General features: G+C 67.3%; 17 protein-coding genes. 11 read left to right on the top strand and 6 right to left on the bottom strand.

What is annotated here, in order from left to right:
• The first annotated feature begins 108 nt into the window (after positions 1 to 108).
• From AZC_RS07735 to glnT, 5 genes are all read left to right on the top strand, one after another.
• Positions 109 to 774: a helix-turn-helix domain-containing protein gene (locus AZC_RS07735; RefSeq protein WP_081433936.1), complete on the top strand. Its 666-nt coding sequence runs from the start codon at positions 109 to 111 to the stop codon at positions 772 to 774.
• A 95-nt stretch (positions 775 to 869) separates the two neighbouring features.
• The gene (locus AZC_RS07730; RefSeq protein WP_012170030.1) at positions 870 to 1,769 is read left to right on the top strand and encodes a class II glutamine amidotransferase; all 900 of its coding nucleotides are present in this window, start codon (positions 870 to 872) and stop codon (positions 1,767 to 1,769) included.
• Positions 1,766 to 2,473 (top strand): protein glxC, encoded by a 708-nt coding sequence (locus AZC_RS07725; protein ID WP_012170029.1) that lies wholly within the window; start codon positions 1,766 to 1,768, stop codon positions 2,471 to 2,473. The genes AZC_RS07730 and AZC_RS07725 overlap by 4 nt, the downstream gene beginning before the upstream one ends.
• A gap of 13 nt (positions 2,474 to 2,486) precedes the next feature.
• The gene (locus AZC_RS07720) at positions 2,487 to 3,821 is read left to right on the top strand and encodes an FMN-binding glutamate synthase family protein (RefSeq protein WP_012170028.1); all 1,335 of its coding nucleotides are present in this window, start codon (positions 2,487 to 2,489) and stop codon (positions 3,819 to 3,821) included.
• An 88-nt stretch (positions 3,822 to 3,909) separates the two neighbouring features.
• A complete protein-coding gene (gene glnT / locus AZC_RS07715; protein WP_012170027.1) occupies positions 3,910 to 5,262 on the top strand; it encodes a type III glutamate--ammonia ligase in 1,353 nt (450 codons plus the stop codon).
• A 61-nt stretch (positions 5,263 to 5,323) separates the two neighbouring features.
• On the opposite strand, the gene AZC_RS07710 is transcribed toward glnT, so the two are convergent.
• Both AZC_RS07710 and AZC_RS07705 read right to left on the bottom strand, forming a co-directional pair.
• Positions 5,324 to 5,731, bottom strand: a complete 408-nt coding sequence (locus tag AZC_RS07710) for a cupin domain-containing protein (protein WP_012170026.1) — start codon at positions 5,729 to 5,731, stop codon at positions 5,324 to 5,326.
• A 572-nt stretch (positions 5,732 to 6,303) separates the two neighbouring features.
• Positions 6,304 to 7,251: a GlxA family transcriptional regulator gene (locus tag AZC_RS07705; protein ID WP_052285889.1), complete on the bottom strand. Its 948-nt coding sequence runs from the start codon at positions 7,249 to 7,251 to the stop codon at positions 6,304 to 6,306.
• Positions 7,252 to 7,379: 128 nt separating this feature from the next.
• Between AZC_RS07705 and AZC_RS07700 the strand changes: the two genes are divergently transcribed.
• From AZC_RS07700 to purU, 5 genes are all read left to right on the top strand, one after another.
• On the top strand, positions 7,380 to 8,630 hold the full coding sequence (locus AZC_RS07700) for a sarcosine oxidase subunit beta family protein (RefSeq protein ID WP_012170024.1): 1,251 nt from the start codon (positions 7,380 to 7,382) through the stop codon (positions 8,628 to 8,630).
• A 13-nt stretch (positions 8,631 to 8,643) separates the two neighbouring features.
• Positions 8,644 to 8,910, top strand: a complete 267-nt coding sequence (locus AZC_RS07695) for a sarcosine oxidase subunit delta (RefSeq protein ID WP_012170023.1) — start codon at positions 8,644 to 8,646, stop codon at positions 8,908 to 8,910.
• Positions 8,907 to 11,870 (top strand): sarcosine oxidase subunit alpha family protein, encoded by a 2,964-nt coding sequence (locus AZC_RS07690; RefSeq protein WP_012170022.1) that lies wholly within the window; start codon positions 8,907 to 8,909, stop codon positions 11,868 to 11,870. Before AZC_RS07695 ends, AZC_RS07690 begins: the two co-directional genes overlap by 4 nt.
• Position 11,871: 1 nt before the next feature.
• Positions 11,872 to 12,471 carry a sarcosine oxidase subunit gamma gene (locus tag AZC_RS07685; protein ID WP_012170021.1) on the top strand — a complete coding sequence of 200 codons (600 nt, stop codon included), beginning with the start codon at positions 11,872 to 11,874 and terminating at the stop codon, positions 12,469 to 12,471.
• A 122-nt stretch (positions 12,472 to 12,593) separates the two neighbouring features.
• Entirely contained in the window at positions 12,594 to 13,463 is an 870-nt protein-coding gene (purU, locus tag AZC_RS07680; protein ID WP_012170020.1) for a formyltetrahydrofolate deformylase, read from the top strand.
• Between the two features lie 83 nt (positions 13,464 to 13,546).
• On the opposite strand, the gene AZC_RS07675 is transcribed toward purU, so the two are convergent.
• From AZC_RS07675 to AZC_RS07665, 3 genes are read right to left on the bottom strand one after another with little or no spacing between them, the layout of a single operon-like run.
• On the bottom strand, positions 13,547 to 14,455 hold the full coding sequence (locus AZC_RS07675) for a polysaccharide deacetylase family protein (protein WP_012170019.1): 909 nt from the start codon (positions 14,453 to 14,455) through the stop codon (positions 13,547 to 13,549).
• A 38-nt stretch (positions 14,456 to 14,493) separates the two neighbouring features.
• Positions 14,494 to 15,237, bottom strand: coding sequence for an SDR family NAD(P)-dependent oxidoreductase (locus AZC_RS07670; RefSeq protein WP_012170018.1), 744 nt, complete (start codon positions 15,235 to 15,237; stop codon positions 14,494 to 14,496).
• A gap of 52 nt (positions 15,238 to 15,289) precedes the next feature.
• Positions 15,290 to 16,588, bottom strand: coding sequence for an MFS transporter (locus tag AZC_RS07665; RefSeq protein ID WP_012170017.1), 1,299 nt, complete (start codon positions 16,586 to 16,588; stop codon positions 15,290 to 15,292).
• Between the two features lie 105 nt (positions 16,589 to 16,693).
• Here AZC_RS07665 and AZC_RS07660 point away from each other — a divergent pair, with 105 nt between their 5' ends.
• Entirely contained in the window at positions 16,694 to 17,503 is an 810-nt protein-coding gene (locus AZC_RS07660) for an IclR family transcriptional regulator (RefSeq protein WP_043879053.1), read from the top strand.
• 38 nt (positions 17,504 to 17,541) lie between these two features.
• Here AZC_RS07660 and AZC_RS07655 read toward each other — a convergent pair whose 3' ends face one another.
• On the bottom strand, positions 17,542 to 18,747 hold the full coding sequence (locus AZC_RS07655; RefSeq protein WP_052285888.1) for an extensin-like domain-containing protein: 1,206 nt from the start codon (positions 18,745 to 18,747) through the stop codon (positions 17,542 to 17,544).
• Positions 18,748 to 18,770 lie beyond the last annotated feature (23 nt).

Genomic DNA, 18,770 nt, shown 5'->3' with positions numbered 1-18,770 from the left:
CCAAGGCAATTTTCAGGTTGATGATTGGCACCGACGCGCGCAGCGGTATGTTCTGCATCTGATAGTTTGGTCATTCCGGCCCGAAAGGGAGGGAGGCCCAAGAAGGACATGAGAGTGCCGGACCGCAGAAGCAAAGCCGCCAAGGACGAAACCGAGACAGCCTCCTACATCACGGGTTCCGGTGCGCCCGCCGCCGGCGCGACCAGCCTCGAGCAGGCCCTCGGAATCCAAGTCCGCTCCATCCGGCGCCAGCTCGACCTCACCGTCTCCGATCTCGCCAATGCGGCGGGAATCTCCGTGGGCATGCTCTCGAAGATCGAGAACGGGCAGATCTCCCCCTCCCTCTCCACGCTCCAGTCCGTCGCGCGGGCGCTCAATGTGCCCATCACGGCGCTGTTCTCCACCTTCGAGGAGCGGCACGACTGCTCCTATGTGAAGGCAGGCCAGGGCGTCGTCATCGAGCGCCGCGGCACGAAGGTCGGCCACCAGTACGAACTGCTGGGCCACGGGCTCGGCGGCGACATCGTGGTGGAGCCCTATCTCATCACGCTCACGCAGGAAGCCGTGCCCTACACCAGCTTCCGCCATGGCGGGGTGGAGTTCATCCACATGCTGTCCGGCGAGGTGGTCTATCGCCACGGCGACCGCACCTACCACCTGCGGCCCGGCGATTCCCTCATGTTCGATTCCGCCGCCGCCCATGGGCCGGAGGAATTGATCACCCGCCCGATGACCTATCTCTCCATCATCGTCTACAGCCGGCAGGCGGAGTGATTTTCTTCGTAGGAAAATAATATTCCCCCCATTGACGATTCCGGCGGCGCGACGTACCAAATCTCCATGGCCCCGAAGGGCGATGGAGCAACGCCATGTGCGGCATTGTCGGCATCTTTCTGAAAGACCCGAAGCTCGAACCCGAGCTCGGCCAAATGCTCTCTTCCATGCTCTGCGTGATGACCGATCGGGGGCCGGACAGTGCCGGCTTCGCGGTCTATGGCGCCGGCACGGCGGACCATGTGAAGCTCTCTCTGCGGGCAGCGGCGGGCTATGATTTCGAGGCGCTGGCCCGCAGCCTCTCGGTGAGCGCCGGCGGCGCGCCGGGCCTCTCCGTCCGCGCCACCCACGCCGTCATCGAGGTGCCGGCCGCTGCCGAGGCAGCGGTGCGCGCGGCCTTGGCCAGCGACCATCCGGAGGTCGCCCTGGTGGGCTCCGGCGCCCGCATGGAAATCTTCAAGGAAGTGGGCCTGCCGAGCGACGTGGCGCTGCGCTTCGATCTCTCCAAGATGCGCGGCACCCACGGCATCGGCCACACCCGCATGGCCACCGAAAGCGCCGTGACCACCGCCGGCGCCCATCCCTTCTCCACCGGCCGCGACCAGTGCCTCGTGCACAATGGCTCGCTGTCGAACCACAACGACCTGCGCCGCGTGCTCACCCGCGAAGGCCTCACCTTCGCCACCGAGAACGACAGCGAGGTGGCCGCCGGCTATCTCACCTGGCGCATGCGCGAAGGCGCAACACTCGGCGAGGCACTGAAGGCGGGCCTCGACGATCTCGATGGCTTCTACACCTTCGTGGTGGGCACCGAGAGCGGCTTCGGCGTGCTGCGCGATCCCATCGCCTGCAAGCCCGCCGTGATGGCCGAGACCGACCAGTATGTGGCCTTCGGCTCCGAATACCGGGCGCTCGTGGACCTGCCCGGCATCGCGAAGGCCAAGGTCTTCGAACCCGAACCTGCCACCGTCTATTTCTGGGACCGCGCCGCATGACCGCGCCAGCAACCGACCTCACCTTCGATCTCGCCGCCCAGCCGCTGCGCGAGTTGAACGCCGCCCTCCACAAGGCGGGCGTCGAGACCAACGCCCGCCGTTGGCATGTGGCGAACCCCAACGGCCGCCATGCGCTGGCGGTTGGCATCAACGCCCCGCTGGAGGTCGAGATCGACGGCCACGTTGGGTATTACTGCGCCGGCATGAACCAGCAGGCCCGCGTGACCATCAACGGCAATGCGGGCGTCGGCGTCGCCGAGAACATGATGAGCGGCTTCGTCCATGTGAAGGGCGACGCCAGCCAGGCGGCGGGCGCCACCGCCCATGGCGGCACGCTGCTGATCGAGGGCAATGCCTCGGCCCGCTGCGGCATCTCCATGAAGGGCGTGGACATCATCGTGAAGGGCTCCATCGGCCACATGAGCGCCTTCATGGGGCAGGCCGGCCACCTCATCGTGTTCGGCGATGCGGGCGATGCGCTGGGCGACAGCCTCTATGAAGCAAAACTCTTCGTGCGCGGCACGGTGAAGAGCCTCGGCGCCGACTGCATCGAGAAGGAGATGCGCGAGGAGCACAAGGCGCTGCTGGCGGAAAAGCTCAGCGCAGCCGGCCTTGCCGGGACCATCGATGTCTCGGAATTCAAGCGCTACGGCTCGGCCCGGCGGCTCTACAACTTCCACATCGACAATGTCGATGCCTATTGAGCGGGAGACAACCATGACCGCGCACAACAACGTGCCCCGCACCCTGCCCCGCTTCTCCTCCACCTTCGATCCGCACACGCTGTCCGAGATCCGGCGCGCGGCAGCGACCGGCATCTATGACATCCGCGGCGGCGGCACCAAGCGCAAGCTGCCGCATTTCGACGACCTGCTGTTCCTCGGCGCCTCCGTGTCGCGCTATCCGCTGGAAGGTTATCGCGAGAAGTGCGGCACCGACGTGGTGCTCGGCACGCGCTTCGCCAAGAAGCCGGTCCGCCTCAGGACGCCCGTGACCATCGCCGGCATGAGCTTCGGCGCGCTGTCGGCCAATGCCAAGGAAGCGCTGGGGCGCGGCGCCTCGGCCATGGGCACCTCCACCACCACGGGCGACGGCGGCATGACGCCGGAGGAGCGCCAGAGCTCGCAGACGCTGGTCTATCAGTATCTGCCCTCGCGTTACGGCATGAACCCCAACGATCTGCGCAAGGCGGACGCCATCGAGATCGTGATCGGCCAGGGCGCCAAGCCCGGCGGCGGCGGCATGCTGCTCGGCCAGAAGATCACCGAGCGCGTCGCCGGCATGCGCACCCTGCCCGCCGGCATCGACCAGCGCTCGGCCTGCCGCCATCCCGACTGGACCGGCCCCGATGATCTGGAGATCAAGATCGAGGAGCTGCGCGAGCTGACCGACTGGGAAAAGCCCATCTATGTGAAGGTCGGCGCCTCCCGCCCCTATTACGACATCTCGCTTGCCGTGAAGTCGGGCGCCGATGTGGTGGTGCTGGACGGCATGCAGGGCGGCACCGCCGCAACGCAGGACGTGTTCATCGAGCATGTGGGCATCCCGATCCTCGCCGCGATCCGCCCGGCGGTGCAGGCGCTGAAGGACCTCGGCATGCACCGCAAGGTGCAGCTCATCGTCTCCGGCGGCATCCGCAATGGTGCGGACGTGGCGAAGGCGCTCGCGCTGGGCGCCGATGCGGTCGCCATCGGCACGGCGGCTCTGGTGGCGCTGGGCGACAATGATCCGATCCACGAGGCCGAATATCAGGCGCTCGGCTCCACCGCCGGGGCCTATGACGACTGGCACGAGGGCAAGGACCCGGCGGGCATCACCACGCAGGATCCGGCGCTCGCCGCCCGGCTCGACCCGGTGAAGGCCGGGCGGCGCCTTGCCAACTATCTAGCGGTGATGACGCTGGAGGCGCAGACCATCGCCCGTGCCTGCGGCAAGAGCCATCTGCACAATCTGGAGCCGGAGGACCTCGTGGCCCTCACCATGGAAGCGGCCGCCATGGCTGGCGTGCCGCTTGCAGGCACCGACTGGATTCCGGGCAAGGGCGGCTTCTGATCGCTCACCCCACCCCGCGTCGTCCTGAAGGGCGGCGCGGGCTTTTCAAATAAAGCCTCCCAGACGAACCAAATTCAGGGGAACACACATGGCCCGTTTGCCGAAGCAGGTGAAGGACGCGGAAGGCCGCGCCTCGGCCGCCAGCGCCAGCCTTGCGACGATCGCGCAGGAGCGCGGCATCAAGTATTTCCTCATCTCCTACGTGGACCTGTTCGGTGGCCTGCGCGCCAAGCTCGTGCCCGCCAGCGCCATCGAGGAGATGCAGAAGGCGGGCGCGGGTTTCGCCGGCTTCGCCACCTGGCTCGACATGAGCCCGGCCGATCCGGATCTCTTCGCCGTGCCGGACCCGTCCTCCCTCATCCAGCTGCCGTGGAACCCGGAAGTGGGCTGGCTCGCCTCCGATCTCGTCATGGACGGCAAGATCGTGGAGCAGGCGCCGCGTTCGGTCCTGAAAGCCCAGCTCGCCCGCGCCGAGGCCCTCGGCTATGAGATGAAGAGCGGCGTCGAGTGCGAATATTTCCTCATCTCCGCCGATGGCTCGGCCATCCATGACGGCTCCGACACCGCCGCCAAGCCCTGCTACGACCAGTCGGCCCTGATGCGCCAGTATGGCGTCATCAAGGAGATCTGCGACAGCATGCTCCAGCTCGGCTGGGGCGCCTATCAGAACGACCATGAGGACGCCAACGGCCAGTTCGAGATGAACTGGAATTATGACAACGCCCTCATCACGGCGGACCGGCACGTCTTCTTCAAATATATGGTGAAAAGCATCGCCGAGAAGCACGGCCTGCGTGCCACCTTCATGCCGAAGCCCTTCATCAACCTCACCGGCTCGGGCTGCCACGTGCATGTGTCGCTGTGGAAGAAGGGCGGCAACGCCTTCTCCGATCCGAAGGGGGAACTGGGCGTCTCGCAGCTCGGCTATCACTTCATCGGCGGCCTCATCCACAATGCGGATGCGCTCTGCGCCCTCACCAATCCGACGGTGAATTCCTACAAGCGCATCAATGCCCCGCGCACCATTTCCGGCGCCACCTGGGCGCCGAACACGGTGACCTACACGGGCAACAACCGCACCCATATGATCCGCATTCCGGACGCGGGCCGCTTCGAATTCCGCCTCGCGGATGGCGCGGCGAACCCCTACCTGTTGCAGGCGGGCGTGCTGGCCTCGGGCCTCGACGGCATCGAGAACGAGCGCGATCCGGGCAAGCGGCTCGACATCAACATGTACACGGAAGGCCACAAAGTGCGCGGCGCCAAGCGCCTGCCGCTGAACTTGCTGGACGCCCTGCGCGCGCTCGAAAAGTCCAAGGTGCTGAAGGACTCCCTCGGCACCGCACTGGTGGACGGCTATCTGAAGCTGAAGACCGAGGAATGGAACGCCTATTCCCGCCACCTCACCCAGTGGGAACGCGAGCACACGCTGGACATCTGAGGGCGAATATCGCCAACCAGACGAGCCCCCGGCATGCCCATGCCGGGGGCTTTTGTTTTGGCTATTCCGGCGCCGGCGAGGACAGCGGCTTGTCCTTCTCGACGATATAGGTGATGGCGAGGCGCACCTTCTCGCTGCCCACCTGGAAGGCATGGGGCACCTCGGGCGGGATCTGGAAGCCGTCGCCGGCGGCCATGACGCGGTCGGGCTGCCCCTTCACCGAGAGCGTGCCGCCGCCGGCGACCAGAACGGTCGATTCCACGCCGGGATGGGTGTGGCGCGCCACCTTCAGGCCAGCGTCGAACTCCGCCGTCATCAGGATGCAGACATATTTGTCACCGGGAAATTCCGTCTTCTGCAGGACGGTGCGCACCACGCCCGGCGTCTGCGCCACCGCATCGGCGCCAGACGCCACCATCCCCACCGCTGCGCAGATCGCGCAGGATACAAACCCTCGTCTGCTGAGCATGTCCCTCTCCCTAGTGTCCGCCGCTTGTCGCTTGCGACACGCCCCAGCCTAATCCAGCCGAGTCAAGTCTCGCGTGCGGTCGGTTGCTTTATTGCATGGGCTGCAGCATGGAAACGACAACACCCACAATGGAACGCTAACGCCGGACCAAAGGGCTGCCAAGCGGAGGGAACGAGAAATAACCGGGCGCGCAACACCACATTGCACATTGCGACATTCGCAGATCAGCAGTGAAATGCCCTGACCTCTAATGTTATCGTTATCGTCTTATGATAATTTGAGCCCAAGTGCTGAATCCCTTCGCGGCAAGGAGCCTAGTGTGCCCAAAGCAATAGATGAACTCAGAGCCGCGCTCAAAAAAGGCTCAACCAACATCAAAGACGTTAAGTATGGCGAAAATAATAACATAATAATTATAGAATGCATATTCGATCTAGAGCCGCCCGAATTTAGATCAGAATACAATATAGATATGAAAAATTATATATATAACGTATTAATGAAATTAATTAACAATTTTCCGGAATTGGATTTGCCTTACAAAATCGAACCAATTGAGAAATAAAGACTTTTTATACCCGCTCGCCCTTGGGCGAGGCGCCGAAGCGGGCCTTGTAGGCGCGCGAAAAATGGCTGGTGGAGACAAAGCCGCACGCCATGGCCACCTCGGCCACCGGCAAGGCCGTCTGCTTCAGCAGGGAGCGGGCGCGATCGAGCCGCACGCGCAGATAATGGGCACCCAGCGTCTCGCCCAGATGGTCGGCGAACAGCCGCTCCAGCTGGCGGAGGGAGATGCCCGCCAGCGCCGCCAGTTCCTGCCGCGTGGCCGGCTCCTCCAGCCGCGCCTCCATTTCCGCCAGAACGCTCAGCACCTTGGCATTGCCGATGCCGAAACGTTCGCGGGGCGCCATGCGCTGCGCGCCGGAGGCGGGGCGGGCCTGCGTGCGCAGGAACCATTCGGACACCGCGTTGGCGAGCCCCGGCCCGTGATCGCGGGCGATGAGATCCGCCATCATGTCGAGCGTGGCGATGCCGCCCGCGCAGGTCACGCGGTCGCGGTCGATCTCATAGAGCGTGCGCTTCACGTCCAAGTCCGGAAACTCCTCCGTGAAGGCCGGGATGTGCTCCCAGTGGAGTGTGCAGCGGTGGCCCGCCAGCACGCCGGCGCGGGCGAGCGCATAAGGCCCACCCGAGATGCCCGCCAGCATGACGCCCCGGTGGGCGAGCCGGCGCAGGAAGGTGAAGGTGGCCTTGTGGCGGAAGCGCGCCGGATTGCCGCCCGCCACCGCCACCAGAGCGTCGAGCGCGAGAGTCTCCCCCACCCGCTCATCGACCGCGATGGCGACGCCGTTGGAGGCCTTCACCGGCTGCCCATCCACCGAAATGTGCCGCCAGCGATAGAGATCCTGCCCCGAAAGGGCGTTGGCCGCCCGCAAGGGCTCGATGGCGCTGGCATAGGTGAGGAGCGCGAAATCCGGCAGCAGCAGGAAGCCGAAGGTGCGCGAGCCGCTGGGTGTCACGATCGTCCTTTCGTGCGCGACGTCGCTTTTCGTCAACAAAGCGTCGCTTTTGGGCATGATGCCAGAGGCGGGATGGGCGATCCATAGTCCAGCCGCGCCCCGATGCGGGGCCCTTCTCAGGAACGACGATGCGCTATTCCGTCTTCAGCCTCTTGGCCAATGCCCTCACCGGGCAGAAGGGCTGGAAGCCCGCCTGGCGCGATGCCGCGCCCAAGCCCGCCTATGACGTGATCGTGGTGGGCGGCGGCGGCCACGGCCTCGCCACCGCTTATTACCTTGCGAAAGAGCATGGCATCCGCAACGTGGCGGTGATCGAAAAGGGCTGGATCGGTTCCGGCAATGCCGGGCGCAACACCACCATCATCCGCTCGAACTATCTGCTGCCGGGCAACGAGCCCTTCTACGAATGGTCCATGAAGCTGTGGGAGGGCCTGGAACAGGACCTCAACTACAATGCCATGGTCAGCCAGCGCGGCGTGCTGAACCTGTGCCACACGGACGCCCAGCGCGACGCCTATGCGCGGCGCGGCAACGCCATGCGGCTCAATGGCGCGGATGCCGAACTGCTGGATCAGGATGGCGTGCGCGCCATGTATCCCTTCCTCGATTTCGAGAATGCGCGCTTCCCCATCAAGGGCGGCCTGCTCCAGCGGCGCGGCGGCACGGCCCGCCATGACGCGGTGGTGTGGGGCTATGCCCGCGGGGCGGACCGGCTCGGCGTGGACATCGTGCAGAATTGCGAGGTCACCGGCTTCATCCGCGAGAATGGCGCGGTGGTGGGGGTGGAGACCACGCGCGGGCCGATCCGGGCGAAGAAGGTGGGCCTTGCGGTCGCCGGCTCCACCTCGCGGCTCACCTCGAAGCTCGACATGCGCCTGCCCATCGAGAGCCACGTGCTCCAGGCCTTCGTCTCGGAAGGCCTGAAGCCGCTTATCGACGGCGTGATCACTTTCGGCGCCGGGCATTTCTACGTGAGCCAGTCCGACAAGGGCGGCCTCGTCTTCGGCGGCGACATCGACGGCTACAATTCCTATGCCCAGCGCGGCAACCTGCCGGTGGTGGAGGATGTGGCGGAGAGCGCCATGGCGCTCATCCCGCGCCTCGGCCGCGTGCGGATGCTGCGCTCCTGGGGCGGCGTCATGGACATGTCCATGGACGGCACGCCGATCATCGATCTGACGCCCATCCCCGGCCTCTATCTCAACACCGGCTGGTGCTACGGCGGCTTCAAGGCAACGCCCGCCTCCGGCTGGTGCTTCGCCTGGACGCTGGCCAAGGACGCGCCCCACGCGCTCAACGCCGCCATGCGGCTCGACCGCTTCCGCACCGGACACATCATCGACGAAAAGGGCGTCGGCGCGCAGCCGAACCTGCACTGAAGGTCTCCCCGTCATGCGCATTCCCTGCCCTTACTGCGGGCTCCGCGATGCCCACGAGTTCGCCTATCTGGGCGACGCCACCGTGAAGCGCCCCGATCCCGCCGCGCCGGACGCCGAGCAGGCGTTCTATGAATATGTCTATCTGCGCGACAACCCCGCCGGCGCCCACAAGGAGCTGTGGTACCACGGCTCCGGCTGCCGCTCCTGGGTGGTGGTGGAGCGCGACACGCGCACCCACGCCATCGCCGGCGCAACGCTCGCCCGCGAGGTGACGCCATGAGCCGCCTTGCCACCGGCGGGCGGATCGACCGTTCGCGCCCCCTCTCTTTCTCCTTTGACGGCAAGACCTACCTCGGCTTCGTCGGCGATACGCTGGCCTCGGCGCTGCTGGCCAACGACGTGCGGCTCGTCGGCCGCTCGTTCAAATATCACCGCCCGCGCGGCATCTTCTCGGCGGGCTCGGAAGAGCCGAATGCCCTCGTGGAACTGCGCACCGGCGCGCGGCGCGAGCCGAACACCCGCGCCACCACGGTGGAGCTGTTCGACGGCCTTGTGGCGCAGAGCCAGAACCGCTGGCCCTCGCTCGATTTCGACCTGCTGTCGGTCAACGGCCTGCTCTCGCCCATCCTCGGCGCCGGCTTCTACTACAAGACCTTCATGTGGCCGGCGGCCTTCTGGGAGAAGCTCTACGAGCCGGTGATCCGCCGCGCCGCGGGCCTTGGCCGGGCGGCGGAAGGCGAAGACCCGGACAGCTATGAGAAGACCCACGCCTTCTGCGACGTGCTGGTGATCGGCGGCGGTGCGGCGGGCCTCGCCGCGGCGCTCAGCGCCGCCCGCTCCGGAGCCCGCGTCATCATTGCGGACGAGGACTTCGCCCTCGGTGGGCGGCTGCTCAGCGAGAAGACGCTCATCGACGATGCGCCCTCGGCCAGCTTCGCCGCCAAGGCGGAGGCGGAACTTGCCAGCCTGCCGAACGTGCGCATCCTCACCCGCACCACGGTCTTTGGCGTCTATGACAGCGGCATCTATGGTGCGCTGGAGCGCGTGTCGGACCATCGCCCGGCGCCCGAGCCCTTCCTGCCGCGCCAGCGCTACTGGAAGATCACGGCCAAGCGGGCGGTGCTCGCCGCCGGCGCCTTCGACCGGCCCATCGTCTTCGGCGGCAACGACCGGCCGGGCGTGATGTCGGCACAGGCCCTGCGCACCTATGCGGTGCGCTATGGCGTGGCGCCGGGCTCGAACGCCGTGCTGTTCGCCAACAACGATTATGCCTGGCTCGCCGCGCTCGATGCGGCGGAAGCGGGCGTGCCGCTCACCGCCGTGGTTGATGTGCGCGGCGCCGTGGATCAGGCCCTCGTGAGCCGCGCCAAGGCATTCGGCGCGCAGGTCATCCTCGGCGGCGAGGTGGTGGCCACCACCGGCAAGGTGCTCTCCTCCGTCATCGTCCGCTCCGGCGGGCGGGAGGAGACGATCGCGACGCAGGTGCTGGCCATTTCCGGCGGCACCACGCCGAACCTGCACCTCACCAGCCATTTCGGCAGCCGGCCCACCTATGATGCGGATCTCGCCGCCTTCGTGCCGGCCACCCCGCCTCCCGGCCTTGCCGTCGCCGGCGCGGCCGGCGGGCGCTTCACCCTCGACGCCGTGCTGCGTGACGGCGCCGAGCGGGGCGCCGCTGCGGCGACCGAGGCGGGCTTTGCCGCCAAGGCCATTGCCGTGCCGAAGACCGACGACCAGCCGTCCGGCATCTCCGCCTTCTGGCAGGTGAAAGGCGCACGCGGCCTCTCCTTCGTCGATTTCCAGAACGACGTGAGCGCCAAGGACGTGGGGATCGCCCATCGGGAAGGCTACCGCTCGGTGGAACTGCTGAAGCGCTATACGACGCTCGGCATGGCCACCGACCAGGGCAAGAACTCCAATGTCACCGGCCTTGCCATCATGGCCGAGCTGACCGGACAGGGCATCGGCGAGACCGGCACCACGCTGTTCCGTCCGCCTTACAGCCCGGTGGCGCTGGGCGCCATCGCCGGACACCATCGCGGCAAGGACTTCCGCCCCACCCGCCCCACGCCCACCCACCAGTGGGCGGCACGGCACGGCGCCGTCTTCGTCGAGGCCGGCCAGTGGCTGCGCGCCCAGTATTTCCCCAAGTCCGGGGAGAAGGAATGGCTGGAAAGCGTGGTCCGCGAAGTGAAGGCCACCCGCTCCTCCGTCGGCCTCATCGATGTCTCGACCTTCGGCAAGATCGACGTGCAGGGGCCGGACGCGGCGGTCTTCCTCGACCGTGTCTACATCAACACCTTCTCGTCACTCTCAGTGGGCAAGGCGCGCTATGGCGTCATGCTGCGCGAGGACGGCATCGTGATGGATGACGGCACCACCGCGCGCCTCGAGCCCGACCACTTCATCATGACCACCACCACGGCCAATGCGGCCAAGGTGTTCCAGCATCTGGAATTCTGCCTCCAGGTGCTGTGGCCGGAGCTGGACGTGCAGCTCGCCTCGGTGAGCGAACAGTGGGCGCAGATCTCCATCTCCGGGCCGAAATCCCGCGAGGTGCTGGCCAAGGTGGTCGACGCCAATGTGGACGTCTCCGGCGAGGCGCTGCCTTATATGGGCGTGCTCCAGGCGAGCGTCATGGGGGGCGTCAAGGCACGCATCTTCCGCCTCTCCTTCGCCGGCGAGCTCGGCTATGAGATCGCCGTCTCCGCGAGCCATGGCGAGGAACTCACCCGCGCCCTCATGTCGGCGGGTGAGCCCTTCGGCATCACGCCTTATGGCACCGAGGCGCTGGCGGTGATGCGCATCGAGAAGGGGCATGTCTCCGGCAGCGAGCTGAACGGCCAGACCACCGCCCGCGACCTCGGCCTCGGGCGCATGGCCTCCACCAAGAAGGACTATATCGGCCGCGTCATGGCCGGCCGTCCCGGCATGGTGGACCCCAACCGGCCGACGCTCGCCGGCTTCAAGCCGGTGGACCGCACCAAAAGGCTGCGGGCCGGCGCCCATTTCCTTCCCGTCGGCGCCGAGGCGAAGATGGAGAACGATCAGGGTTACATGACCTCCGCCGCCTTCTCGCCCACGCTCGATCACTGGATCGGCCTCGGCCTCATCGCCCGAGGACCGGACCGCTGGGGCGAGCGGGTGCGGGCCTGTGACCCGGTGCGCGGCGAGGACATCGAAGTGGAAATCTGCGATCCCGCGTTCGTGGATCCCAAGGGGGAACGGCTGCGTGGCTGACATGATGAAACATCTCCCGCTCACGGACCTCGTCCCTCCCGGCCGCCACGGCCGCATGGACGGCCCCGCCGGCGTCACGCTCGGGCTGGTGCGCGGCCTCGGTGCCGCCATCGTCAATGCCCGCCGCACCGGCCAGCCGGAACCGGCCTTCGAGCACAGCTTCGGCATCACCCTGCCGAACGGCCCCAAGGCAGCCTCCCGCGACGGCCTCACCGCCATCGGCATCGGCCCGCGCCGCTGGCTGGTGTTCTGCGCCCCCGCCACCGGCGATGAACTCGCCGCGCGGCTGGAAGGCGCGGTCGGCGGCCATGCGGCCCTCACCGACCAGAGCGATGCCTATCTGGTGTTCGAGCTGTCGGGCCTCCATGCCCGCGACGCCCTCGCCAAAATGTGCACGCTCGATCTCGATCCGGTCGCCTTCGGCCCCGGCGATGCCGCGACAACCTCCATGGCCTTCGTCGGCGTCACCCTGTGGCAGACCGACGCGGCGCCCACCTATCGCCTCGCGGTCGGGCGTTCGTTCGCGCCCTCCTTCCTGCGCGCCTTCACGGCGGGCGCGGCGCAGTACGGCCTGTTCGTGGAAGGCACCGGCCGAGGTTGAGGGCCGCGCGGCGCGCGGCCTTCCCCCTTCCCGCCGGGGCTTCACCCCCGTAATGACCTCCCCCAAGGGTGCGGCGCCCGGCCGTCGGGCGCCCGCGCCGGTCGATATGTGCGGAACATCCCATGCCCACGCCCAGCCAGACCTTTGTCCTGAAATTCTCCTGCCCCGACCGGGCCGGCATCGTTGCCGCCGTCTCGACCTTTCTCTATGAGCAGGGCTGCAACATCCTGGAAGCCCAGCAGTTCGACGACACGGAGAGCAACCGCTTCTTCATGCGCGTCGCCTTCAACGTGATCGAAGGCACGGCCGACCTTCCGCGGATCCGCACCGCCTTCGGTCCGGTGGCGGACGGCTTCAAGCTCGACTGGTCCATGCGCGATCCGGCCGAAAAGCGCCGCGTGCTGCTGCTGGTCTCGAAGTTCGATCACTGCCTCGCCGATCTGCTCTATCGCTGGCGCATCGGCGAGATCCCCATGGAGATCACGGGCATCATCTCCAACCACCCCATCGAGACCTACGCGCATCTCGATTTCGACGGCATCCCCTTCCATCATCTGCCGGTGAGCAAGGCCACCAAGATGGAGCAGGAGGCGCAGGTCTGGCGCATCTTCCAGGAGAGCGGCTCGGAAATGGCGGTGCTCGCCCGCTACATGCAGGTGCTCTCCGATGGGCTGTCCGCCAAGCTCTCGGGGCGCTGCATCAACATCCACCATTCCTTCCTGCCCGGCTTCAAGGGCGCCAAGCCCTATCATCAGGCCCACCAGCGCGGCGTGAAGCTGATCGGCGCCACCGCCCATTATGTGACGTCCGACCTTGATGAAGGCCCGATCATCGAGCAGGACGTGGAGCGCATCACCCATCAGGACAGCCCGGACGATCTGGTGCGCAAGGGCCGCGATATCGAGCGCCGCGTGCTCGCCCGCGCGCTCGCCTGGCACCTGCAAGACCGGGTGATCCCGAACGGCCACAAGACCATCGTCTTCCGCGACTGACGCGACCGATACAGGAGCCCACACGGAAAAGCCCGGCCCGCGCCTGCGGACCGGGCTTTTCCTTTGTCATCAGCACGAAAGGCTCAGGCCTTGTTAGCCTTGGCATATTCGGCGACCTGCGCGTGGGTCGCGAACCACACATCGCCCTTGGCCTTGGCGTGGCGGATCACCTCCTCGAGGATCCAGATGCGCGAGCGCGGCGTGATGATGTGCGGGTGCATGGTGAGCTGGAACAGCCCGCCCGCCTCGTAAGCGGCATCGAACTCGCGCAGGAAGATGTCCAGCACGTCCTTCGGCGGCGTATAGGGCCGCAGCGACTGGAAGCGGTGCATCATGAAATAGACCGCGTCGTCGCGGATCCACTCCACCGGCACCTCGACGATGCCCGTGGAGACGCCGTCCATGAGCAGGTCGTAGCAGTCCTCGTCGGCCATGAGCGAGGAATCATAGAGGAGGCCGAGCTCGGTCTCGATGCGCAGCGTGTTGGGGCTGAAGTCCCAGGAGGGCGTGCGCAGGCCCACGGGGCGCACGCCGGTCACATGCTCCAGCGTGTCGGCGGCGCGGAACATGAGGTCGCGCTCCACCTCATAGGGCAGCACGGAATTGAGCTCATGGATCCAGCCATGGATGCCGATCTCGTGGCCTTCCGCAATCACCCGGCGCTGCTCGTCCGGATAGGTCAGCGCCACCACGGCCGGCACGTAGAAGCTCGCCGGAATGTCGTGGCGCTTCAGCAGTTCCAGCACGCGCGGCACGCCCACCCGATTGCCATACTGGCCCCACGCCATGCGGCCGATGGACTTGCCGCCGTCCCGCAGTTCGTTGGTCTCGTGGTCGGCATCGAACGACAGCGCCACGGCACAGCGCGCCCCGCCGGGCCAGTTCTTGGGCGCCAGCCGCTCGCCCGCCCGCACCTGATTGATGAGGCCGCGCCAGTGGGCCTCCTCCCACTGCCAGGGCTCCCCGGCCGGGTTCGCCACGGTCTTGGTCATGCGCTTGTCCTTTTCGACATCTGGCGTTCCGCCTGTTTCTATTTGCCGCCGTCCACCGGCAGCACCTGCCCGTTCACGAAGCTCGCGAGATCGGAGGCGAGAAAGAGCACCACCTTGGCGATCTCCTCCGCCGTGCCGAGCCGCTTCAACGCGATGCCCTCCACCAGCCGACGCTGTCCCTCCGCGCCATAGGCCGCCCACTGGCGCTCGGTGGCGGGATTGGTGCGCACGAAGCCCGGCGCCACGCTATTGACCCGGATGCCGAACGGTCCCAGCTCGTGCGCAAGCTGCCGCGTCAGTCCCAGCATGGCATGCTTTGAGGCGCAATAGGCCTGAACGCCAGTCAGCGAGGCCTGCAGGGCGGCACCGGACGTGATGGTGACGATGGCCCCCTGCCCCGCCTTCTTCATGGCCGGCGCGACGGCGCGGCACAGGGTGAAGGCGGCGTTGAGATTGACGTCCACCACCCGGTCCCATTCGGCGTCGGACACGTCCTCCACGGGCTTGCCCGCCTGACCGGCGACGCCGCCGGCATTGCAGACCAGCACATCGAGCGCCCTGCCGGTCTTCTGCTCGATGCCGGAGATCCAGGCCGCGCCCGCGGCCCGGTCGAGGAGGTCCACCCGTGCCATCTCGACGCCGGGCACCGGCTCCTCCGCCGCGAGGATATCGCAGCCGAACACCTGTGCTCCGGCGTCCGCGAACAGCCGCGAAATGGCCCGGCCGAAGCCGATGCCGGCACCGGAGACGGCCACCGTCCTGCCGTTGAAGTCGAGCGTCATCTCAGCCTCCCGAAGTGGGATGGCCCCCGCCGCCGGGCGGAGGCCGGGTCCGTCAGGCCAGATCGTCGTGCGCCGTCTCCGGCAGCAGGGCGATGACCACGGCCGACACCACGCCGGCGGCGATCAGATAGAAGGTCGGCGCCAGCGGCGAGCCCGTGGTGCTGATCAGCCAGGTGGCGATGAAGGGCGCAAAGCCGCCGAACACCGTCACCGCCAGGCTGTAGCCCGTGGACATCCATGTGGAGCGCGAGTGGGTCGGGAATATCTCGGCGATGGCGGCGGGGCCGGGCCCGGAGAACATGGCGATCATGATGCCGAACACGATCTGGATCGCCATCACGGTGAGCAGCGGCGCGCCGCCCGACATCGCCGCGAACAGCGGATAGGTGAGCACCACGAACGCCACGCAGCAGGCGAGCAGCATGGGCTTGCGGCCGATGCGGTCGGACAACAGGCCCATGAGCGGAATCACCACCGCCAGCACCACGAGCCCGAGCGTGTTCGACCACAGGGACTCGGTGCGGCTGAGGCCGGCATACTTCTGGGTGAAGGTGGGCATGTAATAGAGGATCACATAATAGGACACCGTCCAGAGGATGGTGAAGCCGAACGCCTTGGCGGCCAGCACCCAGCCCGGTGTCCGCACGCGGGCCTGCGCCACGGGCTCGGCCCGGGCCTCGCGATAGGCGGGCGTCTCGTCGATGTTCGCCCGCATGTAGAGGCCGACCGGCAGCAGGATGATGCCGAGGATGAAGGGGATGCGCCAGCCCCAGGCGTCCATCTGGTCCGGCGTCAGCAGCGTGCTGAACAGGGCGGCGGTGCCCGAGCCGAGGAGCAGGCCGCCGGCGACACTCGCCTGCTGCCAACTGCCGAAATAGCCGCGCCGGTTCCTGGGCGCCCATTCCACGATGAAGGCGGTGGCGCCGCCCCATTCGCCGCCGGCGGCGAAGCCCTGCAACAGGCGGCAGAGCACCAGCAGCACCGGCGCCAGCACGCCGATGACCTCATAGGAGGGAATGAGGCCGATGCCCACGGTGCCAATGGCCATGGTGAAGATGGTGAGCAGGAGCGCAGCCTTGCGGCCGCGGGTGTCGCCCATCCGGCCAATGAGGATGCCGCCGAGGGGGCGGGCGGCAAAACCGATGCCGAAGGTGGCGAAGGTGGCGAGCAGGCCGCTCACCTCGTCGCCCGGCGGGAAGAACTTGTGCGCGATGATGGTGGCGACATAGCCGTAGATGGCGAAGTCGTACCATTCGAGGATGTTGCCGATGACCGCCGCCGCAACGGCGCGGCGTCCTTCACCTTCGGGCGCGGCGGCACCCTGCCCCGAGCGCGCAAGCGTCTTTGCCATGATGGACCCCTCTGCTTGTTATTGCCGGTGCGTGCGCACCACTAATTGCATTACGATCTAGCGTATTGCATAGTAATACTTAAAATCGTACCGGGAGAGACGCGTATGTCAACTGACAGGGGAAACGACGTGCAGCGCGATCCGCTCCACGTCTCATCGGTTGCAAAGACGTTTCGGGTCCTGGAAGCCTTCGGGCAGACGACCGGCGATCTGAGCCTTGCCGAACTCGCCCAGCACGCGGAACTCGACAAGAGCGCCACCCAGCGCTTCGCCCATACGCTCTGGCAGCTCGGCTATCTGGAGAAGGACGCCCGCACGCGCCGCTTCCGCCTCGGAAAGCCGGTGCTCGACCTCACCTATTTCTACCTGCGCTCCAACCCTCTGGTGGAGCGCGCCACGCCCGCGCTGCTGGACCTGCGCCAGCGCAGCGGCGAGCGGGCCAATCTCTCGCTCTATGACCAGACCACGATGATCTACGTCATCCGTCACCAGTCCAAGCGCGAATATTACGACAGCTCGCTCATCGGCCGCCGCGTACCGGTCTATTGCTCAGCAGGCGGTCGGGCCATCCTCGCGCGCCTCTCGCCGGCGGACGCGGCAGACGTCATCGCGCGCTCGAACATCGTCGCCCGCACCCCGCACACGCTCACCGACCGCGCGGCCATTCTCGCCAAGGTGGAGGAGACGCGCGCCGCCGGCTACGGCCTGGCGGTGGAGGAGACGGAGATCGGCGAGATTACCCTCGGTGCTGCCGTCACCGATGCGCTGGGACGGCCGGTCGCGGCCGTTCACATCGCCGCTTCGGTCAAGGAATGGGCGCCGGAGGCCTTCGCGGAGCGCTTCGCCCATATGGTGATCGAGACGGCACAGGCCCTGAGCAGCACGCGGGACCATCTGCGGCCCCGCGCCCGCTGAGGGGGCGACGGCGCGGTCCTGTCCGCGCCGGACCCCGGTCAGCCGCCGGTGCGCCGTGCCGGCTGGCGGCCGTTGGCGGCGATGGGCGGGCGCGGCAGGGGCAGAGGCACGTCCTCTTCCACCATCGCCTCTTCCCCGGTCTGGAAGGTGGCTGTGCCGGCTTGCGCGCTCACCACCGCCTCGGCGGTGGCCTGCGGGCTCGCCGGCGCGGACGCCACCGCAACGGAGGCCCCTGCACCCGGCAGGGAGCGCGGCAGCGCGATGGAGGTGGGACGGATTTCCCAGCGGCACAGGCGAATGTTCAGATAGCGCTGGGCGAGGTCCACATGGACATGGTCCTCGTGATAGCCGTCCGATCCCGGCCCGAGCACGGTGGTGAAGCGCGAGCAGGCGGAGGCCTTCATGGAGGCCTGCAACGCCATGGGCAGGCCGTTGCCTTTCACCTCATAGACGCGCTTGTCGTCCAGCACGACGCCGCCCACGTCCATGGCGATGCCCATGCCGTGGTCGCTGATCTTGGCGCCGGCGATGCGGTTGCGGGAGCGGCAGTCATAGGAGGCGGCGACCTTCACCGTGTCGAGCCGCCCGCCCAGTTCCATCGCCGCCCGCGAGAGATCCTCGCGCACCCATTGAGTGACGGCCACCGCCGCGTCGCAGCGCAGCGTCGCCGCCGGCTGGAGCGTGACCGTGGTGCCGTCCTCCAGCCGCACGGCGCTGAGCTGGACCGGGCTCGGCACCGCGCAGGCTCCCTTGCCGCCACCGATGGGCGGAGCGGCGGCGGCGACCATGATGTTCTGCTGCACGAGGCTCGCGCAGGCGGCGGGCAGATTGCCGGGCGGCGCGCGATTGGCCTCCAGCGTGTGAGGGCTTTCCGGCAGGGGTGGCGGCAGGACGAAGCTTCGGGCGGCCACCGGCGGCGGCTCGACCGCATAGGCCTGCTGCGGATTGGGCGGCGCCGCCGTCGTATAGAGCGAGGGCGGGTTGGACGGCAGCGAGGCCACGGCCTGCCCGTGGTTCTGGGCGCCGTCCTCGGCGCCGGCCTGCTGGGCGTCCTCCTCTTCCAGTTCCGGCGGGCGCGGCAGGGGCAGCGGCACCGCCCGCATCCGTGCGGTGGCCGAATAGAGGGAGGGACGCTGCACCGGATCGGACGCCGCGAACGCGGGCGCGAGGCCGCATGCGGCCAGCATCAGGGCCGCTGTGGCGCGGGGCGCGAGGGCGGAGAGGGTGTTTTTCCGTTCAATCATTGCGAACAACATAGTAAATGACG

Source organism: Azorhizobium caulinodans ORS 571 (genome assembly GCF_000010525.1).
Taxonomy (GTDB): Bacteria; Pseudomonadota; Alphaproteobacteria; order Rhizobiales; family Xanthobacteraceae; genus Azorhizobium; species Azorhizobium caulinodans.
Note: the sequence above shows the minus strand (reverse complement) of the source record. Positions and strands in the feature narration are given on the sequence as shown.

Bases quoted from the DNA above. Each gene is read 5' to 3' on its own strand.
- AZC_RS07735 (WP_081433936.1), top strand. From the start codon at position 109: ATGAGAGTGCCGGACCGCAGAAGCAAAGCCGCCAAGGACGAAACCGAG.
- AZC_RS07730 (WP_012170030.1), top strand. From the start codon at position 870: ATGTGCGGCATTGTCGGCATCTTTCTGAAAGACCCGAAGCTCGAACCC.
- AZC_RS07725 (WP_012170029.1), top strand. From the start codon at position 1,766: ATGACCGCGCCAGCAACCGACCTCACCTTCGATCTCGCCGCCCAGCCG.
- AZC_RS07720 (WP_012170028.1), top strand. From the start codon at position 2,487: ATGACCGCGCACAACAACGTGCCCCGCACCCTGCCCCGCTTCTCCTCC.
- glnT (WP_012170027.1), top strand. From the start codon at position 3,910: ATGGCCCGTTTGCCGAAGCAGGTGAAGGACGCGGAAGGCCGCGCCTCG.
- AZC_RS07710 (WP_012170026.1), bottom strand. From the start codon at position 5,731: ATGCTCAGCAGACGAGGGTTTGTATCCTGCGCGATCTGCGCAGCGGTG.
- AZC_RS07700 (WP_012170024.1), top strand. From the start codon at position 7,380: ATGCGCTATTCCGTCTTCAGCCTCTTGGCCAATGCCCTCACCGGGCAG.
- AZC_RS07695 (WP_012170023.1), top strand. From the start codon at position 8,644: ATGCGCATTCCCTGCCCTTACTGCGGGCTCCGCGATGCCCACGAGTTC.
- AZC_RS07690 (WP_012170022.1), top strand. From the start codon at position 8,907: ATGAGCCGCCTTGCCACCGGCGGGCGGATCGACCGTTCGCGCCCCCTC.
- AZC_RS07685 (WP_012170021.1), top strand. From the start codon at position 11,872: ATGATGAAACATCTCCCGCTCACGGACCTCGTCCCTCCCGGCCGCCAC.
- purU (WP_012170020.1), top strand. From the start codon at position 12,594: ATGCCCACGCCCAGCCAGACCTTTGTCCTGAAATTCTCCTGCCCCGAC.
- AZC_RS07675 (WP_012170019.1), bottom strand. From the start codon at position 14,455: ATGACCAAGACCGTGGCGAACCCGGCCGGGGAGCCCTGGCAGTGGGAG.
- AZC_RS07670 (WP_012170018.1), bottom strand. From the start codon at position 15,237: ATGACGCTCGACTTCAACGGCAGGACGGTGGCCGTCTCCGGTGCCGGC.
- AZC_RS07665 (WP_012170017.1), bottom strand. From the start codon at position 16,588: ATGGCAAAGACGCTTGCGCGCTCGGGGCAGGGTGCCGCCGCGCCCGAA.
- AZC_RS07660 (WP_043879053.1), top strand. From the start codon at position 16,694: ATGTCAACTGACAGGGGAAACGACGTGCAGCGCGATCCGCTCCACGTC.
- AZC_RS07655 (WP_052285888.1), bottom strand. From the start codon at position 18,747: ATGATTGAACGGAAAAACACCCTCTCCGCCCTCGCGCCCCGCGCCACA.